Source organism: Actinomadura sp. NPDC047616 (assembly GCF_040642915.1).
Taxonomy (GTDB): Bacteria; Actinomycetota; Actinomycetes; order Streptosporangiales; family Streptosporangiaceae; genus Spirillospora; species Spirillospora miaoliensis.
Genome location: NZ_JBEYTB010000004.1, coordinates 66,817 through 80,258 on the forward strand (window position 1 = coordinate 66,817; position 13,442 = coordinate 80,258).

The following is a 13,442-nucleotide window of genomic DNA, read 5'->3' on the forward strand; positions in this document are numbered from 1 at the left end:
GGGTACGACAGCCGGTCACGACGGGCGCACGACGGGCACGCGACGGGACGGCCCCGGCGAGCAGAGGGAGCGCCGGGGCCGTCCTGGGGCGGGGAGCGGGGTCAGGAGCCTCCGGCCAGGGTCCAGATGGCGTGGGCGATGGAGTCGGCGTTGCGGTCCAGCGCCGTGTCGTTGATGTTGCTGGTGGTGTCGCAGGAGCGGTGGTAGCAGCGGTCGAACGCCACCCCGGCCTGGCCGCCCCACAGCTGGGCCTGGGCTGAGGTCTTGATGCCCTCCGCGCCGGTGAACGTGCCGCCCGCCGGGATGCCGACCTGGATGAACGGGCCGTAGTCGGAGCGTCCGTCGAAGTCGGTGCCGCGCGTCGTGACGCCGATGCCGGTGAAGTATCCCTGGATGACGCGCTCGATCTCGGCGGAGCCCGCGGGGCCGGGGCCCGAGCCGACGCCGTCGGAGTTGTCGCCGTCGTAGACGAAGTAGCCGGCGTTGGGCGAGCCGACCATGTCGTAGTTGAGGTAGCCCTTGATCCTGGAGCGTTCGGCGGACGTCAGGCTGTTGACGTAGTAGCGCGAGCCGACCAGCCCGCGCTCCTCGGCGCCCCACCAGCCGAAGCGCAGGTGCCGGGACGGCTGGTAGCCGCTGCGGGCGACGGTCAGCGCGGCCTCCAGGACGGCGGCCGAGCCGGAGCCGTTGTCGTTGATGCCGGGTCCGGCCGTCACGCTGTCCAGGTGGGCGCCGGCCATGAGGACCTCGTCGGCGTTGCCGCCCGGCCAGTCGGCGATCAGGTTGTAGCCGGTGGCGCCGCCGTAGGTGAACGGCTGGATGCGGGTCTGGAATCCGGCGGCGTCGAGCCGTGCCTTGACGTAGTCGAGGGACGCCCGGTATCCGGGACTGCCGTGGGCCCGGTTGCCGCCGTTGCTGGAGGCGATGCTCTGCAGCTGGGTCAGGTGGGCCTTGACGTTGGTGAGCGAGATGTCGGGTGCGGCCGCCGCCGAGGCGGGGGCGGCGGGTGCGGCGGCGAGGGCCGCCGTCAGGGCGGCGGTGCCGGCCAGCGCGGCGAGGCGCGATCTCATGGGACTCCGCGATCTCATACGGCTCTCCGAGGGGGAAGGATGCGGTCGTGCGGGGCGCCCCGAGTGCCGCCCCGCACGACCGCCTGCGGGGTCAGCTGCAGGTGGTGGGCTCGTTGGCGGCCGCCGGGACGTTGACGGCGTTCCAGGCGTCGCGGGTGCGGGTGAAGTCGGTGCAGGTGGCCTTGCCGACCGCCTCCAGGTTGAGCACGGCCTGCAGGGACGCCCGCCGTGCCAGCGAGTGCGTCCAGGTGGAGGTCTTCAGGTTGAGCGTCTCCATGAAGATCCGTCCGGCCTTCTGCACGCCGACGCCGGTGACGGTGGCGCCGTTGCACGTCGGGCTGTTGGGACGGCCGTTCGCCGCGTCATTGGCGTTCGACCCCTCGGCCAGCAGGTAGAACCAGTGGTTCTGCACGCCAGCCGCCGCGTGCACCTCCATGCTGGGGACGCTGGAGCTGTAGCAGTTGGGGTGGCCCTTGGCCGACGGGTTGGTCATGTCGCGGATCGGGCCGCTGCCGACCAGGTCGACCTCCTCGCCGACCAGGTAGTCCGGCGGGTCGTAGTTGATCAGGGCGGTGGTGCCGGAGAACTGCTCGCCGACGCGCGGTTCCCGGAGGTACCACTCGGTGAGGGCGCCGAAGATGTCGCCGGTGGACTCGTTCAGCCCGCCCTTCTCGTTGCCGCCGCTGGAGCCGCCGGGCGTGGTCTGGAAGATGCCGTGTCCCAGTTCGTGCGCGACCACGTCGGCGGGCGTGGCCTGGCGGGTGCCGGCGCTGTTGCGGCCGAAGTTGGCGTAGCTGCCGTTCCAGAACGCGTTGGCCTGGTTCAGCCCGACCCGCATGGGCCAGCCGCTGCCGTTGCCGTTCAGCCCGTTGCGTTCCAGCCAGGCGCGCACCATGTCGGACTCGGCCGCGGCGGCGCGCATCGCGTCGACGCAGGCGGTCTCCAGGTTGGTGCCGGACGCGTTGCCCCACACGTCGTCGGTGCCCGAGTACACGGTGCCGCTCTGGTTGGCGCAGCTGATGCCGGGACGGGTGGAGTCCCGCATGGTGTACGTGGTGCCGGACTGGGTGCTGTTGATGCTGGTCGGGTTCTGGCTGCCGCCGTGGTAGTAGCTGCGGTCGTCGTCGGCGTCCTGGACCTCGTCCCACTGCTGGACGACCTTGCCGCTGGCCGCGTCGACGAGCACGTGCAGCCGGGAGGGCCGCTGCCGGTAGGAGCCGTCGACGACCGTCTCGTACACCAGGCGGCCCGAGCCTTCGGCGAGGACGGTCAGCCGCGGCTGCGACACGCCGGTCACCTTGGCGAGCCGTCCGCGTGAGATCGCGGCGGCGCGTTCGGCGGTCAGCTTCGGCGTGGTGGACACCGACAGCGTCCGGCTCTGGGCGACCGAGGTGCTGAGCACCCGGCCGGAGGCGTCGGTGGCGACGACGAAGTCACCGCCGACCACCGGCAGGCCGGCGTAGGTGCGTTCGTAGGCCACGTACTGCAGCCCGCCGGCGCCGCGCGTGACGCCGCGCCGGACGATCGTGTCCTTGGGGGACCGGTGCAGCCGTTCGGGGCCGGACGCCACCAGCCGGTCGGCGGACGCGGCGGCGGCCTGCGGGGACGGGGTGGGCGACGGGGGCGCGGACGCGGCGCGGGTCGTCGCGCCGGTGGCGGGCGCGGACATCGCCACGGCGAGACCGGCGGCGATCGCCGCGGTCCCGAGCGCGGACAGGCGTCTCACTGGGGGGCTCCTTCCAGTGCCGGACGCGGCGGCGCCGTGGAGGTCCTTGTGGGACGGCTCCGCGGCGGACGCGGCGGGCCCGGCGTTGACCGGGGAGGACGGCCCGCGTGGCTGGTGCGCGGATGCGGCGAGCGGGGGCACCGCATCCGCGAGCGTCCGTGGCGGGGGCACGGGGACGCTTGGCGCGGTGGTCGGCCCGCGCCGGGGGAGGTGAGGGCGCGGTGACGGGGACTCCGCGCCGTGGGGGGACGGGGGGTGGTGCGCTCATCCGGATGAGCTGACCAGAAGTGCACCCCGGGCGGCGGACGAAGTCAATAAATCCAGATAAGACTGGAATTCAAGGCGTATGGAGTGAATATCCTGAAAATCCGCTATGAGCAGGTCGAACGCCGGGCCTTCACGCGGCCCCGCCCAGGCCGGATTCACACGCCCGCGCCCGCCCGCCGTCCCCGCCTCGGCACAGGCCCCCGCCGCCGGTCCGCGCGGTGGGGGTCCGTCCAGTGGCCGGTAGCGGTCAGGGGGCGATGCGCTGGCACAACCAGGCCAGCGCCAGCGGGTAGCGGTAGTCGATGCCGCCGTGACCGGCGCCGAACAGCTCGAAGCGCACCACGTCCCGCGGAACGCCGATGTCGGTGAGGGCCTGCCGGAACGCCTGCGCGCCGACGTCCAGGTACCACTCGTCGCGGGTGCCGCCGTCGATCCAGATCGCCCGCTGGGACCGCAGCGCGTCGGCGTACCGGGGTGCCATCCGCACCGGGTCGTTCGCCAGCCACCGCTCCCACGGCTCGGCGCGCAGCACCCCCGTGACCGGGTCGAACGGCAGCTCGGGCGTGCCGTCCTCGCGGGCCGAGTAGCAGGCCGACATGGCCAGGATGTTCAGCAGATCCATGTCCTCGGGCTCGGTGAACGGAACCCGGGAACGGAAGGCCTCCCACCAGCGCATGATGTCGCCGTCGTATTTCCGCAGATGCCGCACGCATTTCGGGAATTCGGGGAGGTAGCAGTACTCGAAGAGCGCGTCGCCCGCGTGCGTGGCCAGCGCGCCGAACACGTCCGGCCGCAGCATCGGAGTGATCATCGCGCCGTAGCCGCCGCTGGACTTGCCGGTGATCGCCCGGTGGTCGCGGTCGGCGAGCGTCCGGTACCGCGCGTCCACCCACGGGACGATCTCGTCGCACAGGTAGGAGTGGTAGCGGCCGGTGCCCGGCGAGTCCAGGTACTGGCTGCCGCCGTAGGCCGTCCAGGCGTCCACGTACACGACGATCGCGGGCGGGGCCTCGCCCCGCGCGAACACCGCGTCGGCCGTCTCCGGGAACGGCTGCCGGAACGGCGTGCGGTTGCGCCACATCCCGACGTGGCCGGTGAACCCCGTGATCACGTAGACGGTGGGGTAGCGGCGGCCGTCGTCCTCGTCGTAGCCCGGCGGCACGTACACCCACAGGGGCCGCTCGTGCGGGTCGCCCAGCGGGTTGTCGCGCAGCAGCTCGCTGGTGACGACATGCTCGTCGATTCGTCCGGCGAGGTCGGCCGACCACGGCAGCATGAGCACCTCCTAGTGATCACACCGAAGGTAACCCATCCGGCGGCGGCCGAGGCGTGTCGCTCTAGCTAGGCGGGGAGGACGGGCACGGCCGGGTCTTCGGCGGCGTGGACGACGCCTCGGCACATGCCGCCGAAGACGAGCTCGTGGAACGGCCGGAACGCCCACCAGTAGGCGTGACCGGCCAGGCCGCGCGGGTGGAACAGCGCCCGCTGGGTGTAGACGGCGCGGCCGTCGCGCTCGCCCACGCCCAGTTCCAGCCACCACAGGCCGGGCAGGCGCATCTCCGCGCGCAGCCGCAGCAGCCGTCCCGGTTCGATCTCCTCCACGCGCCAGAAGTCGACGCTCTCGCCGACGCGCAGCCGCCGGGGGTCGCGGCGGCCCCGCCGCAGGCCCACGCCCCCCACCAGCCGGTCGATGATTCCGCGCAGCCGCCAGGCGAGCGGGAAGGAGTACCAGCCGTGCTCCCCGCCGATGCCTTCGACGACCTCCCACAGCCGTTCGGCGGAGGCGCGCGTGCCACGGGTGCGTTCGTCCACGTACAGGCTGCCTCCCGCCCAGTCCGGGTCGGTGGGCAGCGGGTCGCTGGGCGCGCCGGGGACGGACGCCGACGACCAGCGGGTGGCGACGTCGGCGTTCCGGATGCGGCGCAGCGCCAGCCGCACCGACCGTTCGAACCCGGTCGGCCCGTCCGGCGGCGGCGGGACGTGACGCGCGATCTCCTGCTCGCGGCACACCACCTCGTTGCGGAGCGACTCGACCAGGGGCCGCGCCAGCCTCCCGGGGACGGGCGTGATCCCCCCGACCCACAGGCTCGACAACCACGGGCTCAGCACCGGCACCGGGATGATCACACGTGGCCGCAGCCCCGCCACGGCGGCGTAGCGGCGCATCATGTCCTGGTAGGTGAGCACGTCCGGGCCGCCGATGTCGAAGGCCCCGGACACCTCGGGCGGCAGGTCGGCGCAGGCGACCAGGTAGTACAGGACGTCGCGGACCGCGATCGGCTGGATGCGGGTGCGCACCCAGCGCGGCGTCACCATCACCGGGAGCCGCTCGGTCAGGTACCGCAGCATCTCGAACGACGCCGACCCCGACCCGATGATCACGGCGGCGCGCAGCCAGATCGTCGGGACGCCGCTGTCCAGCAGGATCCGCCCGACCTCGGCCCGGGACGCCAGGTGCGGCGACAGCCGGTCGGCGGGGGTCATGCCGCCCAGGTAGACCAGCCGCCCGACGCCCCTGTCGCGGGCGGCGGCGGCGAACACGCTCGCGGCCCGCCTGTCGACCCCGGCGAATCCGCCCCCGCTGCCGATCGCGTGGATGAGGTAGTAGGCGACGTCGACGCCGTCCAGGGCCCGCGCGGTCGCCTCCGGGTCGGTGGCGTCGGCCTCGGCGATCTCGACCCGTCCCGCCCACGGGTGGTCGCGCAGCCGCCGCGCCGAGCGCACCATGCACCGCACCCGGTGGCCGGAGTCCAGCAGCTCCGGCACCAGCCGTCCCCCGATGTAACCGCTGGCCCCCGTGACCAGGCACAACCGGTCGCCCAACGCAGCCCCTCCGCTCGGCCGCCCCCTACCCGTCGTGGCGTCCGGCACGCTCGCGGCCGCCCGATTTTGCCGGACCGGGAGGCCCGGGACATCGCCTTTCCTGTCGATTCAGTTGATCAACGGAATCGTTGCGGCATGCCCCAGGTCAGCACGTTTTTTTGCGGAATTATTGACACATGGAGTGATCAAGAGCACTCTGAAATGTTTCGCTGCGGGAACCGTGAAAGGGGAGCCGATGGCCGATCCCGTCGTGGCGCGTCCGGTCGCGCCGCCGCCCAGGCCGCTGCCCGTGCTGATCCTCGCCGACGTCAGCGGCAGCATGGCGGAGGGAGGCAAGATCGACGTTCTCAACCGCAGCATCGCGACGATGATCCGGTCCTTCGCCGCCGAGGACACGCTGCGGGGCGAGATCGTGGTCGGCGTGGTGACGTTCGGGGGCGTCGAGGCGAGTCTGCACCAGCCCCTGGCCCCGGCGACCGAGGTCGTCTGGCAGGACATGCGGCCCTACGGCCGCACACCGCTCGGGCAGGCGTTCGACCTGGTGAACCGGCTTCTGGCGGACGAGAGCGTCGTGCCCAGGCGCGCGTTCACCCCGTCGCTGGTGCTGGTTTCGGACGGGCTGCCCACCGACGAGTGGCGTGAACCGCTGGAGCGGCTGCTGGCCTCGCCGCGCGGCGGCAAGGCCGCCCGGCTGGCGGTCGGCGTCGGGCAGGACATGGACGAGGACGCCTTCGACGTGCTCAGAGCGTTCATCCACAACCCGGCCATTCCGCCGTTCCGCGCGGACGAGGCGCACCAGCTGAGCCGGTACTTCTCCTGGGTGACCCTCAGCGTCACCACGCGTGCCCGCAGCGCGCGCCCCAACGACGTCTCCATGTCGATGGACGAACTGGACGATCTCCTCGGCTGACGTGCCAACGGGCACGGGCACAGCGGGCGGGGACGGCGGCACGGCGGGCACGGCAGGACGGCGGGGCATCATGACGGGCGCACCAGGCTGGGACGGTACGGGCAGGACCGTCCGGGACGAACACGCGCGGGCCATCAAGCTGACCCGGTTGCTGGGGTCGGGCGGGCAGGGGGAGGTCTGGGCCGCCGGTGACCGGCTGGCGGTGAAGCTGGTGACGGCGCGCACCCCCAGGGCGGCCGAACGGCTGCGGCGGCGGCTGCGCGTGGTGCGGCGCCTGGATCTGGACGGCATCGCCGTGTCCCGGCCGATCGCCATGCTCGCCGAGCCGGCCGTCGGCTACACCATGGAACTGCTGGACGACATGGTGGCGTTGCGGTCGCTGGCCGCCGCGCCCGCCCGGCAGGACCTCGGCGAGTGGTACGCCGCCACCGGCGGGCTGCGGCGCAGGCTGCGCCTGCTGGCCCGCGCCGCCGACGCGCTGGGCACGCTGCATGCGCGCGGCATCGTCTACGGCGACCCGTCGCCCGCCAACATCCTGGTCTCGGCGTCCGTCGAGAACGCCCAGATGATGCTGATCGACGTCGACAACCTCGTGGTCGAGTCGGTCGTCCCGGACGCCTCGCTGGTCACCCCCGGGTACGCCGCGCCCGAGCTGGTGACGGCGCGCATGGGGGTGTCGAGTCTCAGCGACGCCTACTCGCTCGCGGTGATGGTGTTCGAGACGCTGGCCCTCGTGCACCCGTTCCTCGGGGACGTGGTGGAGGAGGGCGAGCCGGAACTGCTCGATCAGGCATTCGCCGGTGAGCTGCCCTGGATCGACGACCCCGACGACGACTCCAACCGGTCCAGCTACGGGGTGAACCGGCAGGCTGTCCTCACCACAGGGCTGCGCGTCCTGGCCGAGCGCACCTTCGGAGCGGGACGGCTCGACCCGGTGCAGCGGCCGACCGTGGCGGAGTGGCGCACCAAACTGCACGCGGCGGCCGACCTCACCGTGAGCTGTCCGCAGTGCCCGCACACCTACCTGGTCGGGGCGCCGGCCTGCCCGTGGTGCGGGGCGAAGGCGCCGGACCCGCTGATCGCCCTGGTGCACCTCGCCACTCCCGGCGAGACCGCCCTCGCCTCGGCAGGCGAAGGGCTCGCGGTTCCGCGCGGCAGGTGGCTGTGCGTGACCGCCCGCACGGCGAGGCTTGCCGCCGGGTCCGACCGGCCGGTGGCGTGGCTCCTGTGGGAGCCGGGCGCGCGGCTGGTCACCCGCAACGCCGACGCCGAGCCGCTGTGGCTGACGCCCGCCGGGGGCGGGACGCCGGTGGTCGTGGAGCCCGGACGGGAGCTCGCGGTGCCCGCCTACGCGGACGTCCCCGCGTGGGATCTGCACTTCGGGCACGAGTCGCAGCTGCACCGGGTGCTCCGGTTCCGCATCGTCAAGGGGAGGCAGCGTCAATGAGCACGCGGTCCGGAAACCCGCCGTCCCGTCCGCGCGGAGGCGGAGGGACAGGCCGGCCCGGCGGGCAGCGCGGGGGGCAGGGCGGCGGACAGGGCGGCGGGCGGCGCGGCTCCCGGCAGCAGGGCCGGTCCGCCGGGTCGCCCGGAGGCCGTCGCGGTGACGAGATCACCGATCCGCTCCCAGGGCCGTCGACGTTCGTGTGGGTGACGTGGAACGCCAATCCCGACTCCTTCCAGCGCCCCCAAGGAAGCCTGCAGGAGGTGCAGCTCGCGGGGCTTCCGTCCGGGCAGGTGGTGGCCAGGACGGGCGGCAGTCACGCGACCGTGACGCCCGAGACCGACGAGGACGGCGAGCGGCTGCGGCGCGCCATGGCCAGCCGCTCCCGCGTCGCCGTCCTGTCGACCGTCCAGATCGTCGAGTCGGGCGGGCGGCGGTCCCTGCGGCTGGGCCTCAGCCTGTACGTCTACGAGCAGGCGGAGCCGATGGCCGCGCAGTCGATCGGGGTCGGCGACCGGGTGCTGGCCACCGTCGGCAAGATGAGGTCCAGGCTCCGCGACGACCCCGACCGGATCCTGCGCTGGCTGCGCGACCGCCTGCTGCTGCCGCCGCAGCCGGGCTCGGGGCCCGACGCGCCGGACCGCATGATCGTGTCGGTGGGGCTGAGCGATCCCGGGGAACCCACCGGGTACCGCGTCCACGGACGCGGCGTGATCGCCGACGTGCGGATCGAGGACGGCCGCCTGGTGATGCACCGGCTGCGCCGCACCGGCGGCAACGACCACCGCGGCCCGCTGCGGATGACGCGCTGCGCGGTGACGTTCACCGACGTGTCCAAGGCCGGTGAGCTGCGCGCCGAGATGCGCCAGCAGCTCAGCCGCCTGGCCGCGGGCAAGGGCTTCCTGGCCATGTGGCACGAGTACAACCGGCAGGAGACCCAGTTCGTCCGCCGCCAGGTCCGGCAGGTCGGCTTCGGCCGTTACACCGCCCGCGAGTCCCTGGGCGCAGGGGTGTACCGCTTCCACCTGGACCTCACGGCGCCCCAGGACGGCAACGAGCTGACCCTCGCCGAGCAGGCCCGCAACAGGCTCGACGCGCACGAGGACTTCGAGCTGGAGGCCGCGGCGCAACTGCCCGCCGTGCTGACCGGCCGGCAGGACGACGATGACGGCTGGGCGCTGATCCACGACCGGCTGGACAAGGACACCGTGACCGGCACCGTCGTCAACGCCGACGTCGCCACCGGCACCGTCGATGTGCGGCTCGTCGATCTGAAGACCCGGCGGGTCGCCGGGGTCGGCGCCGACGAGCAGACCGCGCCCCCGCCGCAGGGCTTCCTCTACCGCTCGTTCCGGGGCGACCGGCGGCAGATGCAGCGGCGCAAGGACGCCTTCGACCGCATCCTGCACGACGGCACCCGCATCCCCAACCTGCTGGCCCTGTTCGAGGGCAAGACGGTCAGCGTCCAGCCGCCCACCAGGGTCGAGCCGGTCAGCGACGCCGTGCGGGAGTGCTTCGTCGGCGGCCGTCCCACCCCCATGCAGGAGGAGGCGCTGCGGGTCGCGCTGAACACCCCGGACATCGCGCTGATCCAGGGCCCGCCCGGCACGGGCAAGACGCAGGTCATCAAGGCGCTGCAGACGCGGCTGGCGGAGCTGGGCCGGGGGTACGCCAAGCTGCGCGGCAGCATCCTGCTCACCAGTTTCCAGCACGCGGCGGTGGACGAGCTGGTCGAGCGTTCCGAGGTGCTGGGGGTGCCCGCCGCGAAGGTCGACCGGATGGGACGCGGCACCACCGTGCGGATGGACCGGTGGCGCCTGGAGACCATCGACGAGCTCGCCGCCGAGGTCGAGGGGGAGGGCAACGCGCTCGGCCGGTCGCTGGGCCTGCTGCGCCGGGTCGCGGCCCGTTCCGCCGGCTACCTGCTGGCCCCGACGGCCCGGGAGGGCACCGTCGCCCTGCTCCGCGACATCGAGGAGGAGACCGCGGGCATGCTGTCCACCGCTCTGGCCGACCGGCTGGGGCGGCTGCGGTGGACGCTGGAGAGCGCGCCGCAGCCCTCGGTGTTCGCCCCCGACGACCGGCACGAGCTGGCGCTGCGCGCCCTGCGCGGGGTCCGCACGGTGCCCGAGTCGTTCGCCGACGACGGGCCGGCCGCCGCCGCCAAGGCGCTGCGCCGCGTCCGCGCGCTGGCCGACCGTTCCGACGACCCGGCGGTACGGGACGCGGCCGCGGGCGACGCCGAGGCCCTGGACCTGCTGGAACGCGCGGCCGAGTGGGACGAGGACGGCGACGTCCCGCCGTTCCTGCCCGACCTTGCCGCCGCCCGCGACCGGCTCCTGGAACGGCTCCAGCCCGCCGCCGGGCCGCCCGTCCAGGCCGCCGCCGACCCCGAGGTCGACCGCCTGCTCGCCGAGATCGTGGAAGAACTCGAAGACCACGTCCGCGACTCCGGCGACGGTGGCCCCGAGCTGGCCATGCTGGACTACCTGGAGGGGCTTCGCGGCGACCCGGTGGCGGTCGAGTGGACGCTGCGCGCCTACACCGCCTCCTACGCCACCACCTGCCAGCAGGCGGCCTCGAACGCGGTCCGCGACGTCAAGCAGGAGACCGACATCGACGACGTCGTCTTCGACACCGTCATCGTCGACGAGGCGGCCCGCGCCAACCCGCTGGACCTGATGATCCCGCTGATCCACGCGGGCCGGCGGATCATCCTGGTGGGCGACCACAACCAGCTTCCGCACATGCTGGAACCGGAGGTCGAGCAGCACGTCGAGGACATCGACCCGGACGCCCGGGGACGGTTGCGCGAGAGCCTGTTCCAGCGGCTGTTCGAGGAGCTGGGGGACGGGCGGGCACCGGTCCGGCGGGTCGTCACGCTGAACACCCAGTTCCGCATGCACCGGGTGCTGGGGGAGTTCGTCAGCCGCAACTTCTACGGCGGCACGATCGACTCGCCGCGTCCGGACGCCGAGTTCGTCCACGGGCTGCCCGGCTACGACGGGCTGGCGGCGGCGTGGCTGGAGGTGCCCGCCCGGCTGGGCAAGGAGATGGGCAGGCGCAGCAGGCGGCGCCCCGCCGAGGCCCGCGTCATCGCCGAGCAGCTCGCCCGGCTGCTGCGGGCCGCGCCGTCGCTCAGCTTCGGCGTCATCTCGTTCTACTCCGACCAGGTGTCGGAGATCTACCGGCAGCTCGCCGCGCACGGCCTGGTCAAGCCCGGCGACCAGGGGTACGAGCCGGCCGAGGAGCTGCGCTACGACCAGCACGGGCGGCGGCTGGACCGGCTGCTCGTGGGCAGCGTCGACGCCTTCCAGGGCCGGGAGTTCGACGTGGTGTTCCTGTCCACCACCAGGTCGTCTCCGCCGGGGCGGGTGCCCGCGCCCGGCACGCCCGAGCACGAGCGGTGGGTGCGCCGCCGCTACGGCCACCTGACGTTGCGCAACCGGCTGTGCGTGGCGATGAGCCGCCAGAAGCGCCTGCTGATCACCGTCGGCGACCCGGCGCTGTTCGAGGGGCCCGAGGCGCCGTCACAGGTCGAGCCGCTCTCGGAGTTCCTGAAGCTGTGCAGGCAGGGAGGTGAGCATGGCCGATTCTTCGCAGCCTAGGGCGTTCCCCGCCAACGCCCGCGTCGTCCAGTTCGCCGATCCGCCCCGCGACCGTGACGCGCGGGTGTGCGTGGCCTTCCCCGCCTGGGCGCACCGCGTCACCGCACCCGTCATGCCGCGCCGCCGGCTGGACCTGTTCGAACGGGTCGTCCTGGGGCTGTGCCAGGCCGGAATCCGCGAGCCGGCGAGCATCGCCGAGCGGATCCGCCTGCATCCCCGGCTGTGCTCGCACATCATGGACCAGGCCGTCGACCAGGGACTGCTGGACCGGGACGGCGAGCTGACCCACGAGGGCCGGCGGGCGCTGCGGACGGGCACCCTGGCCGAGGAGGTCACGTGGTCGGTGTGCCACGTCTTCCAGGCGCCCGGCTCCGGGGAGCTGTGGCCGCGCACGGCCGAGCAGCTCACCAACGCCCACGTCATCGGCCGCGACGCCGCCACGGTCCGGCTGCAGTTCGGCACCCGGGGCCGTCCGGACACCGCGGAGGCGCTGGTGCTGCGCCCGCCCGGGGACGAGGAGGCCGCGGGGCCGCTCAGGCCGGGCGCGGCGCAGATCATCGAGGTGGCCCGGCTGGACCGCGTCGCCCGCAGAGTCCACCAGGTGCGCGAGTTCGAACGCCGCGAGAAGCTGGCGTCGGCGGCCCTGCCCGACGAGATGTCCGAGCCCGCCGGGGACCCGCGCCTGGCCCCCGACGGCACCGAGGGGCCGGAGCTGAGCCGGGTCGCGTTCGTCGACGAGCCGGAACCGGTGCTGGTCGTCGGGTTCGCCGAGGCGGCGCCCGGCGGGGCGCTGCGGTGTCACGACCCGTTCGGGGCGGGCACCAACGCCATGTTCCAGGAGCTGATGGAGGCGTCGGCGCGGGCCGACGCGGAACTGGCCGACCGGATCCGCCGCGTCACCACCCGGGAGACCGAACAGGTCGCCCATCGGTACCGCGAGGCCAAGCGCGACGCCCGCGCCGGCATCGAAGCCGCCCTGGTCGCCGAGTTCGGCGCCGGGATACGCGACGACCCCGGCGTCCTCGACCTGATCAGCGAGATCGACCTCGACACCATGGAGGGGGAGGGCCCTGGCGCGCTGGAGCGGGTGGCGCAGAACTCCTACCGGCTGTACGAGATCCTGTTCCGCAAGCTGGTCGACGCCTATCCCCCGCCCACCGAGCGGCTCACCGGCGCGCGCCGCACCGCCGAGTACAACCGGGCCGTCATCGAGGAGTCCGCCCACCGGATCGGGTTGCGGTCCGTCCCGGCCCTGTTCCACACCGATCTGGTCGGCGCCGCCGCCCGGCTGAACCGGCCCGACGCCAACCTGTACGTCAAGGACGCCGCGCCCCTGTGCCTGCTGGCCGCGCACGACAACGCCGACCACCCGCTGCGGCGCCTGGCGGCCCGGCGGCCCGACCTGCTCAGCGCGCTCGCCACGCTGGGCGGGCTGCGCAACCGCGCCGCGCACGCCGGTCGCGACCCCTCCACCCGCCACGACGCGCCATGGTGCCGTGAGCTGGCCGCTCTCGCCGTGCGGGAGCTGATCCCGCTGCGCTGACCCTGCCCGTCCGCCCCCGCCGACCGCCCCGTCCGCCGAGAAAGGATCCCG

8 protein-coding genes are annotated in these 13,442 nt (G+C 73.6%); 4 read left to right on the forward strand and 4 right to left on the reverse strand.

Annotation, left to right across the window (positions count from 1 at the left end; all coding sequences use genetic code 11):
• Positions 1 to 101: 101 nt before the first annotated feature.
• The 4 genes from ABZ801_RS11195 to ABZ801_RS11210 form a co-directional block, all read right to left on the reverse strand.
• The gene (locus ABZ801_RS11195) at positions 102 to 1,070 is read right to left on the reverse strand and encodes a M28 family metallopeptidase (protein WP_360695895.1); all 969 of its coding nucleotides are present in this window, start codon (positions 1,068 to 1,070) and stop codon (positions 102 to 104) included.
• Between the two features lie 91 nt (positions 1,071 to 1,161).
• Positions 1,162 to 2,796, reverse strand: a complete 1,635-nt coding sequence (locus tag ABZ801_RS11200) for a M4 family metallopeptidase (protein WP_360695898.1) — start codon at positions 2,794 to 2,796, stop codon at positions 1,162 to 1,164.
• A 514-nt stretch (positions 2,797 to 3,310) separates the two neighbouring features.
• A complete protein-coding gene (locus ABZ801_RS11205; RefSeq protein ID WP_360695901.1) occupies positions 3,311 to 4,339 on the reverse strand; it encodes an alpha/beta hydrolase-fold protein in 1,029 nt (342 codons plus the stop codon).
• Between the two features lie 65 nt (positions 4,340 to 4,404).
• Positions 4,405 to 5,886, reverse strand: a complete 1,482-nt coding sequence (locus ABZ801_RS11210; RefSeq protein WP_360695904.1) for an SDR family oxidoreductase — start codon at positions 5,884 to 5,886, stop codon at positions 4,405 to 4,407.
• Between the two features lie 235 nt (positions 5,887 to 6,121).
• Here ABZ801_RS11210 and ABZ801_RS11215 point away from each other — a divergent pair, with 235 nt between their 5' ends.
• The 4 genes from ABZ801_RS11215 to ABZ801_RS11230 all read left to right on the forward strand — a co-directional run bounded on the left by ABZ801_RS11215 (position 6,122) and on the right by ABZ801_RS11230 (position 13,391).
• Positions 6,122 to 6,796, forward strand: coding sequence for a VWA domain-containing protein (locus ABZ801_RS11215; RefSeq protein WP_360695907.1), 675 nt, complete (start codon positions 6,122 to 6,124; stop codon positions 6,794 to 6,796).
• 70 nt (positions 6,797 to 6,866) lie between these two features.
• Positions 6,867 to 8,243 carry a lipopolysaccharide kinase InaA family protein gene (locus ABZ801_RS11220; protein WP_360695910.1) on the forward strand — a complete coding sequence of 459 codons (1,377 nt, stop codon included), beginning with the start codon at positions 6,867 to 6,869 and terminating at the stop codon, positions 8,241 to 8,243.
• Positions 8,240 to 11,848, forward strand: coding sequence for an AAA domain-containing protein (locus ABZ801_RS11225; protein WP_360695913.1), 3,609 nt, complete (start codon positions 8,240 to 8,242; stop codon positions 11,846 to 11,848). The genes ABZ801_RS11220 and ABZ801_RS11225 overlap by 4 nt, the downstream gene beginning before the upstream one ends.
• Positions 11,826 to 13,391, forward strand: coding sequence for a hypothetical protein (locus ABZ801_RS11230; RefSeq protein ID WP_360695916.1), 1,566 nt, complete (start codon positions 11,826 to 11,828; stop codon positions 13,389 to 13,391). Before ABZ801_RS11225 ends, ABZ801_RS11230 begins: the two co-directional genes overlap by 23 nt.
• The last annotated feature ends 51 nt before the right edge of the window (positions 13,392 to 13,442 follow it).